Annotated in this window: 15 protein-coding genes; 11 read left to right on the top strand and 4 right to left on the bottom strand. The window is 44.6% G+C overall.

Annotation, left to right across the window (positions count from 1 at the left end):
• Position 1: 1 nt before the first annotated feature.
• From AC5WJX_RS13360 to AC5WJX_RS13340, 5 genes are read left to right on the top strand one after another with little or no spacing between them, the layout of a single operon-like run.
• The gene (locus AC5WJX_RS13360; RefSeq protein ID WP_494484912.1) at positions 2–1357 is read left to right on the top strand and encodes an ATP-binding protein; all 1356 of its coding nucleotides are present in this window, start codon (positions 2–4) and stop codon (positions 1355–1357) included.
• A 58-nt stretch (positions 1358–1415) separates the two neighbouring features.
• The gene (locus AC5WJX_RS13355; protein WP_494484911.1) at positions 1416–2711 is read left to right on the top strand and encodes a TolC family protein; all 1296 of its coding nucleotides are present in this window, start codon (positions 1416–1418) and stop codon (positions 2709–2711) included.
• 4 nt (positions 2712–2715) lie between these two features.
• On the top strand, positions 2716–3804 hold the full coding sequence (locus AC5WJX_RS13350) for an efflux RND transporter periplasmic adaptor subunit (protein ID WP_494484910.1): 1089 nt from the start codon (positions 2716–2718) through the stop codon (positions 3802–3804).
• Positions 3805–3826: 22 nt separating this feature from the next.
• Entirely contained in the window at positions 3827–6937 is a 3111-nt protein-coding gene (locus AC5WJX_RS13345; RefSeq protein WP_494484909.1) for an efflux RND transporter permease subunit, read from the top strand.
• 50 nt (positions 6938–6987) lie between these two features.
• Positions 6988–7152, top strand: coding sequence for a Sec-independent protein translocase subunit TatA/TatB (locus AC5WJX_RS13340; RefSeq protein WP_440429505.1), 165 nt, complete (start codon positions 6988–6990; stop codon positions 7150–7152).
• Between the two features lie 453 nt (positions 7153–7605).
• Here AC5WJX_RS13340 and AC5WJX_RS13335 read toward each other — a convergent pair whose 3' ends face one another.
• The 4 genes from AC5WJX_RS13335 to hemF form a co-directional block, all read right to left on the bottom strand.
• Positions 7606–8742: a tetratricopeptide repeat protein gene (locus AC5WJX_RS13335; protein ID WP_494484908.1), complete on the bottom strand. Its 1137-nt coding sequence runs from the start codon at positions 8740–8742 to the stop codon at positions 7606–7608.
• 198 nt (positions 8743–8940) lie between these two features.
• Positions 8941–10023: a tetratricopeptide repeat protein gene (locus tag AC5WJX_RS13330; RefSeq protein ID WP_494484907.1), complete on the bottom strand. Its 1083-nt coding sequence runs from the start codon at positions 10021–10023 to the stop codon at positions 8941–8943.
• 29 nt (positions 10024–10052) lie between these two features.
• Positions 10053–12683 (bottom strand): DNA gyrase subunit A, encoded by a 2631-nt coding sequence (gene gyrA / locus AC5WJX_RS13325; RefSeq protein ID WP_494484906.1) that lies wholly within the window; start codon positions 12681–12683, stop codon positions 10053–10055.
• Between the two features lie 96 nt (positions 12684–12779).
• Complete coding sequence (gene hemF / locus AC5WJX_RS13320) at positions 12780–13676, bottom strand: oxygen-dependent coproporphyrinogen oxidase (RefSeq protein ID WP_494484966.1); 897 nt, start codon at positions 13674–13676, stop codon at positions 12780–12782.
• A 496-nt stretch (positions 13677–14172) separates the two neighbouring features.
• Between hemF and AC5WJX_RS13315 the strand changes: the two genes are divergently transcribed.
• The 6 genes from AC5WJX_RS13315 to AC5WJX_RS13290 all read left to right on the top strand — a co-directional run bounded on the left by AC5WJX_RS13315 (position 14173) and on the right by AC5WJX_RS13290 (position 20039).
• Positions 14173–14658, top strand: coding sequence for a DUF4442 domain-containing protein (locus tag AC5WJX_RS13315; protein ID WP_440429499.1), 486 nt, complete (start codon positions 14173–14175; stop codon positions 14656–14658).
• A gap of 22 nt (positions 14659–14680) precedes the next feature.
• Positions 14681–15313, top strand: coding sequence for an AlbA family DNA-binding domain-containing protein (locus tag AC5WJX_RS13310; protein WP_494484905.1), 633 nt, complete (start codon positions 14681–14683; stop codon positions 15311–15313).
• A gap of 28 nt (positions 15314–15341) precedes the next feature.
• Positions 15342–16703, top strand: a complete 1362-nt coding sequence (locus AC5WJX_RS13305; RefSeq protein WP_494484904.1) for an MATE family efflux transporter — start codon at positions 15342–15344, stop codon at positions 16701–16703.
• A 129-nt stretch (positions 16704–16832) separates the two neighbouring features.
• Positions 16833–18239: a sensor histidine kinase gene (locus AC5WJX_RS13300; protein WP_494484903.1), complete on the top strand. Its 1407-nt coding sequence runs from the start codon at positions 16833–16835 to the stop codon at positions 18237–18239.
• An 82-nt stretch (positions 18240–18321) separates the two neighbouring features.
• Positions 18322–19473 carry a galactokinase gene (locus AC5WJX_RS13295; RefSeq protein ID WP_494484902.1) on the top strand — a complete coding sequence of 384 codons (1152 nt, stop codon included), beginning with the start codon at positions 18322–18324 and terminating at the stop codon, positions 19471–19473.
• 14 nt (positions 19474–19487) lie between these two features.
• Complete coding sequence (locus tag AC5WJX_RS13290) at positions 19488–20039, top strand: RNA methyltransferase (RefSeq protein WP_494484901.1); 552 nt, start codon at positions 19488–19490, stop codon at positions 20037–20039.
• The last annotated feature ends 1 nt before the right edge of the window (position 20040 follow it).

Genomic DNA, 20040 nt, shown 5'->3' with positions numbered 1-20040 from the left:
CATGAAGATCAAAGACCGGCTTGCTATTTATTTTACCCTAGCCAGTACCTTGATGCTGCTGATCGTGCTGTCGGCAACCTATTTTGTGTTTTCAAAGTTCATGGAATCCGATTTTTTCGACCGCCTCAGTGATCGCACCCGCGTCACGGCAAACCTTTACCTTGAAGCAGATGAAATATCGACTGATGCACTCCGACGCAACAGAAACCAGTACCTGGACAAACTTAACGGCGAATTCATACGCATATATGATGCGCAGAACAACCCCGTGTTCATTGATGATAACAGTAGCACATGGGACAGTCAAATGATTGAAAAGATCCGGCAGCAAGGAAAAGTAAGGTTCAAGAATGGTTCCAGCCAGGTTGTAGGCATATTCTACCGCGATAATCAGGGTGACTTCGTGATCATTGCCTCCGCTGTTGATCAAAGTACATTTTACCGGCTCGAAAAGCTAAAAACAGTAATGTTTTTCATATTCATGATCATCTTTGTCGTGTTGTTACTCTCGGCGAGGAAAATTGCTGCGCATATTTTGAAACCCTTGGGTATCTTCATTGAAGAGGTGAAGCAAATTAAGTCGAACAACCTGGACTTTAGGGTTCAGGAAGGAACCAATAAAGACGAGATCAATCTTCTGGCAGCAAACTTCAACAAGTTGATGGAGCACCTGGAACAAGCCTTTGTGTTACAGAAAACCTTCATCGCAAACGCTTCACATGAACTACGCACGCCGGTAACCAGCATGATGATAGGTGCGGAGATTGCGCTTTCCAGAGAACGATCGGTTGAGGATTACCAGAAGGCATTAAATTCCATCCTTGAAGACGCAGAAAAGATGAATGGCATTATAACCGGACTTTTAGGGCTGGCGCAAGCAGATGTTGAATATGCTTCTGCTAACCTGGAGGATGTTAGTTTAACCGCAATGATGCTTACGATCCAGGAAGAATGGAGTCGCAGAGCACATGCCGCCGAGCTGATCCTGAAGTTTGATGCTAAACACCAACAGGATCTAACGGTATCTGCTAACCCGACATTGCTTAAAATAGCATTCAACAATATCATCGCTAATGGATTTAAATTCTCAGACGACAAAGCCGTACGTTGCTCGTTGAATGACGAGTCTGAGGGTTTCATCATCAGGATCAGCGATGCCGGTCCGGGAATTGCGGAGGCCGACCGCCCGTTCATATTTGAACCATTCTACAGCGCTGCGATAAAGCAGGAAAAACACGTCACTGGTATGGGATTATTCATGGCTAAAAAGATCATTAGCTTGTTTAAAGGTACGCTCGTCCTGGAAGACAGCGGTAGCCATGGCAGCACGTTCAAGATCTGCTTTCCCCGACTTTAATGCCGTTTTAATTTGGCTTTAATTCCGCTTTAATGCGCCTGGGATACCTTTGGCGCAAATGAAAGCACTTGTTATCCGTATTAGTTTACTTGTTTTAATACCATTTGCTGCCGCTCTGGGCCAGCAATCACCTGGCTCGATCGATAAGAAGAAATCGGCTGACCTGACCTTACAGGAAGCCGAAAAACTGTTCCTGCAAAATAATGCAGAGTTAATTGCTCAAGGGTACCAGGTTGAACAATCCCGGGCAAACATCATCACAGCAAAACTGTTCGAGAATCCTGAATTGAGTTACGAAAACCTGTTCTACAATCAGGAAAGCGGCAAATTTCTACAAACCTCAATGGCCTATGGACAATTTTCAGGGTCACTTACTCAACTGATCAGGTTGGCAGGTAAGCGGAATAAAGATATTAAAATTGCCAAGACAGAACTTCAGCTTGAGAACCTGCAGTATTATGATTTGATTCGCACATTACGCTTTGAATTGAGGAGCACCTTTTATGAAGCCTTCTACACGCAAAGTTCAATCTTGGTTTATGATCAACTCATTGGCGCCTTAGACCAGTTACTCAGGGCTTCAGAAAAGCAGCTTGAAAGCGGGAACATTGCCAACAAGGATGTTATTCGAATTAAATCCAGTCTTTATGGTTTAAAGATGGAATATACTGCCCTGCAAAATGGTTTAGAAGCTTTAAAAAGCCGACTTAAGCTCCTGTGCGGTGTCGACCCAGCAATGGAGATTGGTTTATCTGGGCAGGGGATAGCGCCCCATGATTTTAAACCTGATAGTATGCCCTTTCAAGTGCTTTTAGATTCTGCTAAAGTAAGCCGTGCTGATCTACAACTGGCAAAAACCGGCCTGACCTATGCACAGGATATGCTTGCCCTTCAACACGCTAAGGCCGTTCCAGATGTTGCCGTCTCATTGAGCTACGACTTAAAAGGTAATTATCCGGAAAAGTATACGGGTATCGGCATCAGTATGCCAATTCCACTTTTTAATAGGAACCAGGGCGAGATCAAGAAAGCTAAAATTGCAGTAGAAGCCTCTAATGCGGCCATCAGTAGAAAAGAAGCTGAAGCCGCTTCAGAACTTTACACCAACTATCAGTCGGCAATCAAGATAGAACGAGTTTACAAGGCTATGGACGTTGATTTTAAAGCGAATTTCGACCAGCTTATGGAAGGTGTAATATCCAACTTCAGGCAACGGAATATTAGTCTGCTGGAATTTCTCGACTTCTATGATGCATACAAGGAGAGTACAATTCAGCGGGACAAGCTTCAATTTGAATTGATGAATGCTAAAGAGGCACTCAATTACCAAACAGGCACTAACATTTTCAAATAAACATATGCACAAACAATTAACGTACATCAGCATTCTCGTACTGATGACATTTGCGGCAGTTAGCTGCAACCCAGCTGTTGAACCAGTACCGGCAGAACGGTTTGAGGTAAATGACTCGCTAATAAAGCGCCTGCTGATTGATACCGTTCAACAGGCGAACACCGCTTCAGCGCTTAGCTTTTCGGCAAAAATTACCACCAATGAAGATAGACAAGCTGCCATTTATCCAATGGTGAGTGGAACGGTGAAAAACGTTTCAGTCATGGTTGGCGACTATGTGAAGAAAGGCCAGGAGCTTGCTAATCTGGTAAGTGCAGAGATGGCCGCATATGAAAAGGACGTGATCACGGCAGAAGCGGATCTTGCAAATGCCAGGCGGAACCTGGATCAGGCAGAGAGTCTATATCGTAGCGGCCTAAGTTCGGCTAAAGAGCTTGAGGAAGCTAGAAATGATGTGGTGGTCAAGCAGGCAGAACTTTCCAGGGCCAGGTCAATCTTAACACTCAATGGCGGGAAAACTTCTGGTCAGTATAGCATCGCTTCTCCAATTTCTGGCTTTGTTGTCGAAAAAAATATTAGCTCAAACATGCAGCTGCGTCCCGACAACGACCAGGCGCTGTTTGCTGTAGCAGATCTATCCGAAGTTTCCGCCTTAGTGAATATTTATGAGTCTGATTTACCGAGGGTCAGTGAAGGAGATGATGTTACAATCACCTTGTTGTCTTATCCGGACCGGTCCTTCAAGGGACAGGTTGATAAAATTTTCAATGTCCTGGATGTAGAGCGTAAAGTCATAAATGCGAAGGTCAACCTTTCCAATCCAAACTTAATCCTTAAACCTGGCATGCTGGCTACTGCCAAAATTCAATCCAAGTCTGGTATAAACCTCCCGGTGGTTCAATCCAGAGGGATCATCTTCGATGATAACAAGAACTATGTATTGCTGCTTGACGCCAGGAACAAAGTAAAGATACAAGAAGTAAAAATAAGCAGGCAAAATGCCGGCCTTGCTTATATCGCCAAAGGATTGGAAGCTGGTGATCGTATCATAGCCTCAAAGCAGGTATTTATTTACGAAAGTTTAAAGAATTAATCAGGAGCGTCATTCAACCAAAATGAACAAAATCATCAAGAACATCATCGTCTTTTCCCTGAAGAATAAGTACTTCATATTCATTGGTACATTCATCATGATACTTGCGGGATACCTAAGTTTCAAGCAGACTACAATAGAGGCATTCCCGGACGTTACAAACACCAATATCACCATCATCACGCAATGGCCCGGGAGGAGTGCAGAGGAAGTGGAGAAGTTCGTGAGCCGGCCTCTGGAGATCGCAATGAACCCTACGGAGAAACGTACCAGTATTCGCTCGTCTTCCTTGTTTGGCTTGTCGATCGTAAAAGTAACCTTCGAGGATGATGTTGATTATGCGTTTGCCAGGGTTCAGGTCAATAATCACCTGGAGGAAGCAGATCTCCCTGAGGGGCTAAAGCCGGAGGTGCAACCGCCATATGGTCCTACAGGGGAGATCTTTAGATACACGTTAACAAGCGACGTAAAGTCCGTTCGGGAGTTGAAAACCCTGCAGGATTGGGTGATTCAACGTGAGCTGCTCTCCGTTCCGGGCATTGCCGATGTTGTAAGTTTCGGTGGAGAGGTGAAGACCTATCAGATCACGGTAGATCCGCAGAAAGCAATTCAGTACGATGTAAGTGCTACGGAACTTTTTGAGGCGGTATCGAAGAGCAATGTTAATGTTGGCGGAGATGTGATCGTTCAGAGTGGACAAGCCTATGTAGTTCGGGGAATTGGCGTTCTAAACAACATTGAAGAGATCAGGAATGTAGTTGTAGATAACTTTAATGGCACGCCGATTTATGTAAAAACCATTGCTGATGTTACGGAATCCGCGCTTCCACGACTCGGACAGGTCGGAAGGGATTTAGACCCTGATGTGGTGGAAGGTATTGTGGTAATGCGAAAAGGGCAAAATCCTACTGAAGTAATTGCACGCCTGAAAGAGAAAATAGAGGTTATAAATACTTCCATACTGCCAGAGGACGTAAAAATAAGCCCATTCTACGACCGTGAAGATCTTGTTACTTATGCCACCCATACGGTTATGGGGAATATGCTGGAGGGAATAATTTTTGTAACGCTCATCGTATTTCTGTTTATGGCCGATTGGCGAACAACGCTCATCGTGTCCATCATCATTCCTTTAGCGCTTTTATTCGCCTTTATATGTCTGAAGTTAAAAGGCATGTCAGCAAACCTGCTCTCCATGGGTGCGATTGATTTTGGAATTATCATAGATGGTGCGGTGGTAATGGTGGAAGGCATCTTCGTAGCACTGGATCATAAAGCCAAGACCGTTGGCATGGATAAGTTCAACCAGATGAGTAAATTGGGGGTAATCAAAAAGGCCTCCCTCGAGAATGGTAAAGGTATCTTTTTCGCTAAGCTCATCATCATAACCGGCTTGCTGCCAATATTCACCTTTGAAAAAGTGGAGGGCAAGATGTTTTCTCCCTTAGCATGGACCTTAAGTTTTGCCCTACTTGGGGCACTGCTGCTCACGTTCACACTGGTTCCAGCCTTGGCTGGATTACTGCTGAAAAAGGATGTTCGGGAAAAGCACAATCGTTTTCTTGATTTCCTCATTAAACATACCATGCGGATATTTAAAAGCTGTTTCAGGCTTCGCAAGGCGGTCTTCGGGATCTCCATATTATGTCTTATTGGGGGGCTGTTCAGCTTCAAATTTCTGGGCAGCGAATTCCTGCCGAACCTCGATGAGGGTTCCATTTACGTGCGTGCAACCGGCCCACTGAGCATCTCTCTGGATGAAACTAAGAAGCTTTCCGACCAGATGCGCAAAATATTCCTGGAATTTGATGAAGTCAAGCAAGTCATGTCACAGACCGGCCGACCAAATGATGGTACGGATGCTACCGGGTTTTACAATATGGAGTTTCACGTTGATATCTATCCCAAGAAAGATTGGAAAGTCAAACAATCCAAGGAGGCACTTATTGAACGTATGCAGGCGCGTTTGAAAGACTTTCCAGGCATAAGCCTGAACTTCTCTCAACCCATTTCAGACAACGTAGAAGAAGCGGTATCGGGCGTTAAAGGCTCCATCGTGGTTAAAATGTTTGGAGAAGATTTCGGCATTATAGAAAGGGAAGAAGAGAAGATCTTTAACATTCTCCAAAACATCGAAGGTATTGAAGATCTTGGCATTTTACGCAATCTGGGACAGCCGGAGCTGCAGATCAATCTGGATCAGGCAAAAATGGCGCTGTACGGCGTTACCACTGCCGATGCAAACGCCGTAATTGAAATGGCTATAGGAGGGAAGGCTGCAACCGAAATCTATGAAGGAGAACGGAAATTTGACCTCATCATCCGTTATCCAGAGGATTTCCGAGGGGATGAGCGCGCCATCGGTAAGCTCATGATCCCAAACATTTCCGGTGGAAAAATTCCTTTAGCTGAAATCTCTAAGATCACCAAAATTACCGGACCGAGTATGATTTACCGCGATAAACATCAACGTTATGGCGCAATTAAGTTTTCCATTCGTGGCCGTGATATGGGTAGCGTGATCAACGAGGCTCAGGCCAAAGTAAAGGAACAGATCAGCCTGCCACCAAGTTACAGCTTAGAATGGGCCGGAGATTTTGAAAATCAGCAGCGCGCAGCACACCGCCTGTCACAGGCTGTTCCAATAAGTTTATTGCTCATCTTCCTGATTTTGTTTGTACTATTTGGCAACATCCGGGATTCACTGCTCGTCTTGAACAATGTACCCTTTGCCATGGTGGGCGGTATTATGGCGCTGCTTGCAACCGGTATAAACTTCAACATCTCAGCCGGGATCGGCTTTATCGCATTATTTGGTATCTGCGTGCAGAATGGTGTGATCCTCATCACCAGGTTTAAAAGCAATTTTGCAGAACTGAAGTACAGGCCCGACTGGACGTTTGTGGATGCGTTAAACGAGGGCCTGGAATCAAGGATAAGACCCGTGGTTATGACCGCCTTGATGGCTGCCATAGGCTTGCTGCCTGCAGCATTATCTACAGGCATCGGCTCGGAAGCATCGAAGCCGCTGGCCGTTGTGGTTATCGGCGGATTGATCACCAATACCTTGTTTAATCTTTTTGTCTATCCAATAGTAGTCTACTGGGTTTACCATAGACGGTCAATAGCTTGATTCTTAAGTACTCAATAAATTTAAATTTAAAACCAATAATTCTGGAAAATATGACAAACGCAATCATCTTAGCAGCACTCGGCACGCAAGAGATCCTGATTATCCTTTTAGCAATATTACTGCTGTTTGGCGGTAAAAAAATACCAGAACTTATGCGCGGCTTAGGCCAAGGCATAAAAGAATTTAAAGACGGTCAGCATGGAAAAGATTCATAAACAAACCTCCGAGATCCTTGAATTTGAGCACATGCTTAGAATGAAGCCATTCAGATGTAATTGCAAAGAACATGGGTAATCTTTTGTATATTACAGCTCAGTTCAAAGCCTGATCCGGGCAAATCTCACGAAAAACACCTTCCTGATCTTAAACCACTATTAATTCCTATAATTAATATTATGTTAAGTAGCGCATAAGAAGCATCGTGACTACTGGCCAACCAGCTCGTGTTTCGAGCGTTGCCTCCAACCTCTGTTTGTATTAACTTGGATTAATAAAGTATTTCGATGCTAGAACGCCAGTAATCGCTCTTACAATCAATTCCACCCTAAAAGCACTTTAAGTATTTTGATGCTAAAACGAGAGTCATTGCTCTTACAATCAATTCCACCCTGAAAGCACTACAATGCTAATCTTTTTGAACAAAACTCTTGTAGTCTTCGCTTGTTGAATTAAAACTCCTGAAGTCTTTCCTTCAGTTCATCTACTTTGTCGTAGCGTTGCTTTCTAGTGTTGATCTCAATGAGCAACTGAATGGTCTGCCTGTCATTTGGAGCAATCTCATAAGCATGTGTCAGAATGTTCTCAGACTTGTTGATCTGTTCTTCATACAACTGCAGCCGGTTTTCATTGTTCGACTTCAGTGTTTCGTTACCCATTTCAATATAAACCATGCCCAGTTGGTACAAGGCAGGAAAGTAATTCGGGTCCATCGCCAAGGCCGTGTTATAAGCCGTCTCTGCTTGTGTATGCTGCTTTCTAAGCTGTTTAAGATAGCCATAAAGGTAATACAGCTCTTTATTCTGTCCTTCAAGCCTGATGGCGTCTTCCAAAGCTTTTTCCGCCCGGTCATAACGCTCATTATCCAGAAGCATATTTACCAGATCATTAAGGATAAATGTATTAGCAGGATTACGTTTCTGCCCGGTTTCTAAAACCTTGATCGCATTCTCAACGTCGAATTTCGAAGAATAGATCTCCGCGAGATGCTGGTAAATTACTGGGTTTGCGGCACCCGTTTCAATTGCACGATTATAGTAGATCAATGCCTGATCATATTTGCGCAGGTTCTGAGATGCAATGGCTGTATTAAGGGCTAAAGTACTATCCTGTGGAAAATAGTCACTCAGCTCCCTCAGGTAGCCTAATGCGGTTGCATAATCGTAGTTATTAAATGCACGGTTGGCTTTATCCTGCTTGATCACGAAGGTATTTAGCAGCGCCGCATTCAATAGCTTTTCATTTTCGTGGAAACGATCCAGTTGCTTCGCCGTGTCAATCAACGCTAATGCATCCTGATAATACTTATCCGGGTCCTTTGAATCAATCAGTGCCAGATAAGAATTCAGGTAAGCGCCAATTGCCCAAGTCTCCGGGTATTTTTTTGTCTTCCGGTCCTGCTGCGCAGACATTGTTGCTTTAAGCCCCTCTCCTACAATATTAATCTGGCTATTCACGTCCGCTTTTGCAACAATAGCCGCCTGCAGCTTGCCAATAGTATTTCGGGCAATTCTCAGCTGGCTCTTCTGTGCATTCGCTTGAAAAGTAATTAAAAACAGAATAATCGGTAAAAAGGCTTTTCTATTCATAATCGTGATTGAATAACAAATCTATAAAAAAAAGGGAAGCATCACCAGTTGATTCTGATGATAAGGCCTGAAAGAAGTCTTTTTAATACCCTTTCGCCCCTAATGGCTCCAGCGGTAACAATCACAGAAACCTGTTATATGAAAAAGAGCCTGATCATGATTTATGATACAGGCTCTTTCTCCAAAAGTTAACTCGACTTATTGCTGAATCGCATCAAGACGCGCTTTGATGTCATTGTAGTTCTTTGTATCGTTTTTGAATGTGTAAATGGTTTTCAGGTTTTCTAAAGCACCAACATTCTTAGGATCGATCTCCAATGCCTTGGTGAAGAAAGGAATAGATTTTTCAACCAATCCATCTCTTTTGTCCTTAGCAGCATTCATTGCCTTAACGTTCTTTGCATCAATTTTGTTCATGTTACCTTGAATTTTCAAAGCTTGTTGCAGATAAACGTTACCCAATGCAGCCTGGAAGGTCGCATTACCTGGTTGTTTAGCAACCAATGATGTTAAAGCACTTTCTGCTTTGTCCACATCACCTTGTTGAAGGTAGATCTGTGTTTCACTGGTAATGAAATTGATGTTTTCAGGATACTTCGCTTTAGCTTCAGTGATCGATGCCATCGCAGCAGCAGTATCTTTCTGTGCAGTCAATTGCGTAGAAACGATCTCCTCGTATAAAGCAGCCGATTCAGGGTGATTTAAAGAGATCACCTTTTTGTATGAATTGATCATTTTAGGATAATCTTCCAAGCCACGTGCAGCAATACCCGCGTTCAGATACATTGCAGTATCCGTTGGGTTTAAAACTGTCGCCTGGTTAAATTTCTCGTAAGCGGTTTTGAAATCTTTCTTCTGATAAGCCAATACACCGATATTTCTTACCGCATTGCTGATGTTCAGCTGTGCTTGTTCGATGTTCTCTTTTTCAGAACCTTTAGTATCTAAAGTTTTTGCTTTCTCAACCGATTCCTGTGCAACTTTAAGGTAAGTATCCGCATTTTGAAGATTAGCAGTATCAGCTAAAGCTGCTGCAGAAGTCAAAAGTGCACGATACGTCCATGCTTCAGGTAAGTCTTTAGTCTTTTCATGAACAATTGCAGCATCAGTACGTTTTATTGCAGCGTTCAGGGTCTCTAATTTCTTAGCAATATCACCGCCGGTTGCTCCGGTTAGCTGGTAAATGCCCCAGGCTTTCTTTGCCTCTGCAACTTCACTTTTCTGCGCAAAGGTAGCAGTACCTACTCCCGCTAACAATATACTTAAAAGTACTTTTTTCATAATTTTTGTTACAATTTTAATTTATAAGTTTAGTTTATTGGTTCCTCTTCATTAGCGTCCGCGTCATCAGCATCATCATCTTCATTGGTATCCGCCTCTTCCGCATCAGCTTCCGGCGCTACTTCCGTCCCATCAGCCAGAACACTTTCCGCATCACCTGCTTCAGCATCTAACTTCTCCAATACTGCTTCCAGCTCTTCTTCCTCTTCATGCTCAATCTTAGCAACCGAAGCAATCGCGTCAGTACCTTTCAGGTTGATCAGCTTCACCCCTTGTGTAGCTCTTCCCATTACCCTTAGATCACGAACAGCGATACGGATCACAATACCTGAACGGTTGATGATCATCAGATCGTCTGCATCGGTAACGTTTTTAATGGCAATTAAGTCTCCAGTTTTCTCGGTGATGCTGATGGTTTTTACACCCTTACCACCACGGTTCGTTACCCGGTAATCTTCAATGTCTGTACGTTTACCGTAGCCTTTCTCCGATACCACTAGGACCGTTGCACTGGTATCATCAACAGCAATCATGCCAACCACTTCATCCTGCTCGTGCGCTAGTGTTACGCCCCTTACACCTGTGGCAGTTCTCCCCATTGGGCGTACTGTTGACTCATTGAAACGGATCGCACGACCCGAACGAAGAGCCATTACAATCTCGCTTGAACCACTAGTTAAGCTAGCCTCTAAAAGCTGATCACCTTCGTTGATGTTGATGGCATTGATACCATTAACACGTGGTCTTGAATAAGCCTCCAGAGAAGTTTTCTTGATGGTACCTTTCTTGGTACACATGATGATGAAGTTGTTCTCCAGGTAATCCTGATCTTTCAGGTTTTTAACCTTGATGTACGCCTTGATCTTCTCTTCTTTCGGGATATTGATGATGTTCTGTATCGCACGTCCTTTGCTCAAACGTGAACCTTCAGGTATTTCGTATACTCTTAACCAGAAACAACGTCCACTTTCGGTGAAAAACAACATGTAGTTGTGGTTCGAAGCCACTAACAGGTGCTCAATAAAGTCCTCATTTCTGGAATCACTTCCTTTGGATCCTTTACCACCTCTTGCTTGTGTACGGTATTCTGTAGCTGGTGTCCGTTTGATATAACCTTCATGGGAGATCGTGATCACCACGTCTTCATCTTCGATGAAGTCTTCCATGCTCATATCATCAGCCGAGTGCACGATAGATGTTCTGCGCTCATCACCATATTTCTCCACCATCTCTGCAAGCTCATCTTTGATGATCTGCATTCTAAGACCTTCGTCTGCAAGTACGGATTGTAAGTACTCGATGGTTTTCATTAACTCGTTGTACTCTTCTTTGATCTTATCACGCTCAAGGCCAGTTAACCTACGGAGCGTCATGTCAAGAATTGCTCTTGCCTGAATGTCACTTAAGCCAAACTGCTCCATCAAGCCAACCCTTGCTTCCTCAGGTGTGTTTGAAGAGCGGATCAAGCGGATCACTTCATCGAGGTGATCCAATGCGATCAATAAACCTTCCAGGATGTGTGCACGTTTCTGCGCTTCTGCAAGCTCGAACTTCGTTCTGCGGATTACAACCTCATGCCGGTGATCCACGAAATGACGGATCAGGTCTCTAAGGTTCAACAACTGCGGACGACCGTTAACCAAGGCAATGTTATTTACACTGAATGAGGTTTGTAGCGCCGTTTGTTTAAATAAGTTATTTAATACAATGCTGGCATTCGCATCACGTTTAATTTCGTAAACGATACGGATACCATCCTTGTTCGATTCGTCTTTAATATTGGAGATACCTTCGATCTTCTTCTCACCGATCAGTTCAGCGGTACGCTCAATCATGATCGCTTTGTTCACCTGGTAAGGGATCTCGGTAACAATAATGCTCTCACGATCCTTATTGGTTTCAATCTCTGCCTTGGCGCGCATCACAATACGTCCGCGACCAGTTTCAAAAGCTTCCTGTACACCAGCATAACCATAGATGATTGCACCGGTAGGGAAATCAGGTGCCTTGATGTGTTTCATCAGGTCCTGAACGGTAATTTCTTTATCTTCAATGTAAGCAACCGTGGCATTGATCACCTCTGTAATGTTATGAGGTGGCATGTTGGTCGCCATACCTACCGCGATACCCGAAGCACCATTGATTAAAAGGTTTGGAACCTTAGATGGTAATACGGTCGGCTCCTGCAGGGAGTCGTCAAAGTTTAATTGAAAGTCAACCGTATCTTTATTGATATCGGCAAGCATTTCTTCTGCGATCTTTGCAAAACGTGCTTCCGTGTAACGCATTGCTGCCGGAGAGTCACCATCGATAGATCCGAAGTTACCCTGTCCATCAACCATCATGTAACGCAAGCTCCATTCCTGAGCCATACGAACCATGGTATAATAAACAGAGGAGTCACCATGCGGGTGATATTTACCCAGTACTTCACCCACAATACGGGCGGATTTCTTAAAAGGTTTATTGTTTGCAAGCCCAAGATCGAGCATGCCATATAAAACACGACGGTGCACGGGTTTCAATCCGTCGCGTACATCAGGTAAGGCACGAGATACAATTACCGACATCGAATAATCGATGTATGCAGAACGCATCTGCTCATCGATATTGATCTTAATAATCTTATCGTTTTCCTGATTTTCCAAATCTTCAGCCATATTTTCTTTATTCGTTTAAAACGATTTTAATAAGGTATTATAATAACCCTGCGAATTTAACAAAATTATAACGTTTAAGGGCACTAAAGAGAAAATTTAAACCCAATCAATACCTTTTCTCAAACGCGTTGAAGTAAAGGCCTCTGGGCTGTTTTCTGTAGGTTTAAAATTGTAGGTCCATTTCGTTACCGGTGGCAGGCTCATCAGGATCGACTCGATCCGCCCGTTCGTTTCCAATCCGAACTTGGTACCCGAGTCATACACCAGATTGAACTCCGCGTAACGGCTTCTTCTCAGGTATTGCCATTCCTGTTCAGCTTCGCTAAAAGCGGTATCCCGGTTTCTGTCAATCAGTTCGGTGTATACCGGTGCGAAACTTTCCCCCACGGCTTTCGAGAATTCGAAGATCTGCTCGTAAGATAGGCCGGTGTTCGCAGGTTGCAGACGGTCGTAAAAGATCCCGCCCACCCCTCGTGTTTCATCCCGGTGTTTAATAAAGAAGTAATCGTCAGCCTGCTGCTTAAACTTGTTATAAAAATCTACGTGAAAGCGGTCACAGGTGTTTTTCATGGTTTGATGGAAATACCGCGCGTCGGTATCAATCACATAATGTGGGGTTAGGTCAATACCACCGCCAAACCATCTGGTTTGCTCATCAAGCTCAAAATACCGGACGTTCATGTGGATGATCGGCACAAAAGGATTTGAGGGATGCATCACGATGGAAACACCGGTTGCGAAAAACTCGTCACTGTCTACCTTAAAGGATCTTTTTACCGCTTCAGGCAGCTTGCCATACACGGCAGAGAAATTTACACCCCCTTTTTCAATAACAGCGCCGTTTTGCATGATCCTGGTGCGGCCGCCGCCACCACCTTCCCGATCCCAAATCTCCTCTTCAAACTTCCCCAAACCATCTGCCTGCTCCAAAGCCTGGCAAATATCATCCTGTATTTTTTGATAAGCTGTAACTACGTTTTCTCTGAACATGATATTTATTGCAAATCCAAATGTACCAATTAAACCAGTTGTAAATTTTTGTATTCTTATAAAATACACTCACCTGACACTGCTTAATCATGAAATTGGCGGAGAAATTTTGGGGCATAAAAAAAGCCAGAACAAGGTTCCGGCTTTTTAAATAAGGTATTCACTACATTGGAGGTAGTGTTTTAGTACTGTCTGGCGGAGTTGTGGTTCTAGTGGTATCCGCAGTTTGTGTCGTAGTATCCATCGGGGTTGTCGACGGGGTACTCATCGAAGTTGAATCCGCACCAGTACTATCTGACGAACCAGACAGGTTTTTGGTCGAATTGCATGCTGATGTGGCCAATATCATAGAACCCGCAACAGCAAGACTTAAAATCATTTTTCTCATAGAATAGTTTTAATTGCTTATAAAACATATTTCGAATTCAAAAAGTTTTAAAATTCCGTGTAATGAAACATTCTGTGGATTTATGGTAAAACTTTAAGATATTTATTGCTCATGATTGTATCAGAAAGAACCCTTAAATGGGCCTTGAGTTTATATCCCCCCATGTTGTGTCAGCGCATCTGGGTACGGAGATTTCATAAGGGCTTCCGGGGTGTAGATGTGAAGATCGCCAAGAGCGTGGTGAACACCAATTTCAACGGTTCCATATTCGGAGGCACAATTTATGCCGCTACCGATCCGTTCTATGCATTGTTGTTCGACCAATTGTTGCGCCGCGAAGGTTTCAAGATCCGGGTATGGCTTAAGAGTGCCTCGATCCAGTACCTTAAACCAGGACGCAGTCACCTTTACTTTACCATCACCATTAGCGATGAGATGCTGTTAGAGGCAACAGAAGCATTAAAAACCGTTGGCAAGTTTGTAAAGGCCTACCCGATGGAGATTACCAACAAACATGGTGAGGTATGTGCAACCGTGATGAATGAAGTTTATATTAGAAATCTCCACATGGGAGAAAAGCCGGTAGTCGCCTATTGAGCTGGAACATGATTTATTGAGGATGAACATCAGGGAACTTATTTTACAGGGCGAAGGCACCACACTTGATTTCAAGAAAACCATCACCAATGCAGAAAAGATTGCTAAAAGCCTTGTTGCCTTTGCAAACAACCAGGGCGGTGTACTGCTGATCGGCGTCGCCGACGATGGCAACATTGTGGGTGTTAAATCAGAAGACGAAGAACGTTACATGATCAATAAAGCGGCACACCAGTTTTGCAAACCCGCCATCGAACCTGCGTTTGAGGAAATCTACATCAATCATAAGCTCGTGCTCGCCGTAACCATAAGCCAGAGTGATCTAAAGCCACACTACGCCCTTGATGCCAACAAAGAATGGTGGGCCTATTACCGGGTAAAGGACAAGACCGTGCTTGCCAGCAAGATCGTGCTGGATATGCTCAAAGAAGAACAAAGCCAGGCCGGTAAAATGATCGTCTATTCTGAGCTGGAGAAAAAGCTGTTCAACTACCTGGAAGAACAGGGACGCATTACATTAAAGCAATTTACCAAGCTCACCCGGATCTCCAATAAAAAAGCGCAGAAGCTATTGGTCGGCCTGATTACCTCGGGCATTCTCCAGCTGCACCTTTCCGAAAAAGAAGAGTACTTTACTTTTTTTAACGTCAAATAGACCTACCTTTGCAGATCATTTTTTGATCATGCTCAGTAGTTTCTACGCCCGATACAAACCTTTTTATAAAGATAACCTCATCCTTGCCCTGCCCATCGTGGTTTCCCAGCTGGGCCACACCATGGTAAACATGGCCGACAGCATCATTGTAGGGCATTTCGCCGGCACGGTTCAGCTTGCAGCGGTCTCTTTGGTGAACAGTATATTCATGCTGATCCTGGTGCTTGGGCTTGGCATCTCTTACGGGCTTACCCCCCTAATTGCCAAAATGAACGGCGCAAAAAATTACGACGAATGCGGAAAGCTGTTGTCCAGCAGCCTCATCATCAACGTGATCACGGGTACCCTGCTTTACATCTTCATTCATTTCGGTACCCTTTCCATCATCGATCACATTGGTCAGTCGGCCGACGTGGTTGCCTATGCTAAACCTTACCTGGGCTATCTTGGTTTTTCCATCATTCCATTGATGATCTTCCAGACCTTTAAGCAGTTTGCAGAAGGCCTTGGCTTTACCAAACAGGCCATGTTCATTTCCATCTGGGGAAATGTCCTGAACATCGTTCTGGGTATCATCTTCGTAAAAGGCATGTTCGGCATTGCGCCCATGGGTGTAAAGGGTGTTGGTTTAAGTACACTGATCGACAGGTCTATAATGGCGGTGGTCATGTCTTACTATGTAATGAAATCCCCACATTTCCGCAAGTACCTTCAGCAGTTCAGATTGTTCTTCATCGATCTTAGCCGCTTTAAAAAGATCGTGAAGATCGGTGCACCGGTAGCGTTGCAGTATTCTTTTGAGATCAGCGCCTTTAGTGGTGCGGCAATATTGATCGGCACCATCGGCAGCGTTCCGCAGGCCGCACACCAGGTCGCGATCAACCTTGCCGCAGTAACCTATATGATGGCTGCAGGGGTTGCTTCTGCTGCAACCATCAAAACGGGTAATAACCTTGGCCGTTCCGCTTTCGATGATCTCCGGAAATCTGCCATCGCCAGCTATCATGTGGTCATTGCTTTTATGAGCGTCACAGCGCTGCTGTTCGTTTTTGCTAACAACCTGCTGCCTTACATTTATACCGAAGACACTGCTGTAATCGGGATTGCCGCGCAGCTGTTGATCATTGCGGGTTTCTTCCAGCTCTTCGATGGAACACAGGTTGTGGGCCTTGGGGTCTTACGTGGCATCGGCGATGTAAACATTCCCACGCTGATCACCTTTGTCGCTTACTGGGTCATCGGGATTCCATTGGGCTATCTACTCGGTATTAAGCTTAACATGGGTGTCAATGGCATCTGGTATGGACTAACCTTCGGGTTGCTAACTGCCTCGGTCCTCCTATTTCTGCGTTTCCAAAACAAAACCCGGGCCTTGATCATTACAGAATAACCTGCTTTGTTGCGGCTGAATTCTGATGGTACAATATGGCAAGCTTCCGGCAAGTATGATAACTTGATCTAGAACTTAGCTTCAGCTAGGAAATATCATTTTAAATTCTATTTTTGTTATGCAAACATAATGAGGAATCTAAAAGAAGATCTAAAGAAGCTATACCAAACCTCGCCGCTCGAACAACTTATCATCTCCAAAGAGGTAAGGAAAGTAAACCTAATCCGGTCTTTAATGCTCAGCGGGATTTGTGTACCCATTGCATTGGTGCTCTCCCTCACCTATGCCCACAGTGATGATGCCCATGCCGTGTCTTTTGTGGACTGGAAGAAACATATCCTCATCCTCAACTTCGTGGTGGGCACGCTCTGCAGTGTCCTTTTCGCCTTGAGCCTGATCGCCTACTATAAACCTGAACACAAAAAGTTATCGAGGCACTTACCGCATGTCATTCTGCTGGTGGTTGCACTCTGGGGTACGATATGTACCATATATGATCAGGCAGTCACCAATTCCATCGTTGGCTTTCTGATCATTTGTGTGGTCTGTTCATTGATCCTGATGATACAGCCGCTGCGTTTGATGCTCTACCTGGGCATCATTTACCTGCTATTTGGATTCGGAATGACGCAGACGCAACAGGATACCTCCATATTGCTTTCCAATCTTTCCGTCGGATTAATCACCTTGGTCATCTGCCTGGGCCTATCTACGATACAGTGGCGCGGCAACATACGTGCCTATAAACAGCGCCGGTTGATCAAATCGCAGAAAAAAGAGCTCGAAGAAAATTATAAGGCACTACTGGAGTCTTCCAGGGAGCTACAGGAAGTGAACCAGACCAAGGATAAGTTCTTTTCCATTCTGGCGCATGACCTGCGTGGGCCAATCTCCTCCACCCTGGCCCTTACGGAGCTCCTCCAGGAAGGTTTTTTCGACGAAGATGAAGCAGAACGTAAACGGATGTACCAACTGCTGCAGACCAGCCTGTTTACCACTGGAAAGTTGCTGGAGAACGTATTGCTGTGGTCCAGAAGTCAGACAGGCAATATCAGCTTCAAACCTCAGCGGCTGAATGTTTCTGAAGTTGTAGACGCAAACATCAGCCTGCTTAAGATCATGGCCGCGCAAAAGGATATTCAGGTCATCAACCAGACAGATCCTGATCTGGACATTGAAGGGGATGAAGATATGATCAACACCATTTTCCGGAACCTCATCTCCAATGCGATCAAATTCACCCCGAACTTCGGAAAGATCGAAGTCCTTTCCGGACAATCTGTTGCGGCAGATGGCAGCAGACAGGTTACCGTTTCCGTGATCGACTATGGCGTGGGCATGAACGAAAAGATCCTCAGCCGCCTGTTCCGTGCAGACACCAAAACGGCCACTCCTGGTACGAATAATGAGACGGGAACAGGACTAGGACTGGTACTTTGTAAGGAGTTCGTGCAGAAGCATGCCGGCGAGATCCAGGTGCAAAGTAAGGAATCTGAAGGCAGTACCTTTACCGTTATCCTGCCTGCAAGTACGTAGGGTGCCATTTACCTTTTAGCTAAACACTTTTTCAGTATCGTGGTTTGATACATAATTGTATCTTCGCTAAAAAAGATCATCCATGAAAGAAGCGTTAATCCAACAGTTTACGGAACTCTACCAAAAAGAACCTGCAGCCACTTACTTTACACCGGGAAGGGTAAACCTGATCGGCGAACATATTGACTACAATGGCGGCCTTGTTTTGCCTGCAGCCATCACGCTGGGCACAACCTTGTGTATAGCACCAAATGAGGATAACGTTTTCCGCTTCAAGAGTCTTAATCTCCCGGACAGCCACACCATAGCAGTGAGTTCCAGCTACCAGAAAGATAGCAATGCCTGGTTCAACTATCCGCTTGGCGTAATCAACCAGCTTACTTTAGAAGGTAAAAAGATTTCGGGCTTCGATTTTCTGTTCCATGGCAACATTCCCGTGAGTTCAGGCCTATCCTCTTCAGCTTCGATAGAAGTGCTGACGGCCTTTGCCCTAAATGATTTCCTTGATCTGGGTTATAGCCGCCTGGAGCTTGTGCAAATGGGCCAGAAGGTAGAGAACGAGTTTATCGGGGTTAACTCCGGCATTATGGATCAGTTTGCAGTTGCTTTCGGCGAGAAAGATCATGCCATCCTGCTAAACTGCGATACCTTGAAACACATTATGGTCGACTGCCAGCTGGGCAACTATAAGCTTGCGATCATCAACACCAATAAGTCGAGAAAACTGGAAGAATCCAAATACAACGAGCGTGTAGAAGAATGTAATCAAGCCCTACAAGCCTTGAACCAGGAAATTACCTTACATAACCTATGCGAGCTTACCGCTGAAAAGTTCGCTTTACATAAACACCTGATCACCGATCCGGTAATCCTGAACCGTGCGACACATGTTGTCACCGAAAATGACCGGGTGAACTTTGCTTCCAAAGCTTTAAACGAGCAGGATCTGGAAACCTTTGGCCGTTTAATGTATGCTTCACACCAATCGCTAAAGGAGCTATATGAAGTTTCCGGAAAAGAGCTGGATACCATTGTGGAGTTTTGCCAGGAATACCCGAACGTTATTGGTGCAAGAATGACCGGTGCCGGCTTCGGCGGCTGTGCCATCGCATTGCTCGAAAAAGGCTATGAAGAAGACTTTACGGCGAAACTTAATGCCTACTATGTAGAACGTGTAGGTTATGAAGCTGCTGTCTACATCTCTGAAATCGGAGATGGCGCAAGGAAGATTTAATTACCTTTGCGGCCATGCAAAAACTAAAACTAGATGATCTGAACCGCGTCAGCGTAGAAGCTTTCAAGGAACAGGAGAAATTGCCTGTCGTTGTGGTGCTCGATAATGTGCGTAGCATGCATAATGTAGGCTCTGTATTCCGCACCGCGGATGGTTTTTCTATTGAAAAGCTTTACCTCTGCGGCATCACCGCCCGCCCTCCACATCGCGAGATTGAGAAAACGGCTTTAGGTGCTACGGAATCGGTAGACTGGGTACATGTCGATGATACCCTGGATGCCATTTCTGCGCTGAGGGCTGAAGGCTACCAGATCATTGCCATCGAGCAAGCCAAAGGCAGCACGATGCTGAATACCTTTCAACCGGCACAAGATGCTAAATACGCATTGATCTTCGGAAATGAAGTGAATGGCGTTAGTGAGGAAGTAATGGCTCAGATTGACGGTTGTATTGAAATCCCGCAATTCGGCACGAAACACTCTTTCAATATTGTAATTTCTGCAGGAATCGTCCTATGGGACTTCTTTGCCAAGCTTAGGCTAAATAACAACTCAGCACAGGTTTAAG

It is taken from the genome of Pedobacter sp. NEAU-ZC8 (assembly GCF_059278965.1).
This window is presented reverse-complemented; position numbering and strand designations above follow the sequence as displayed.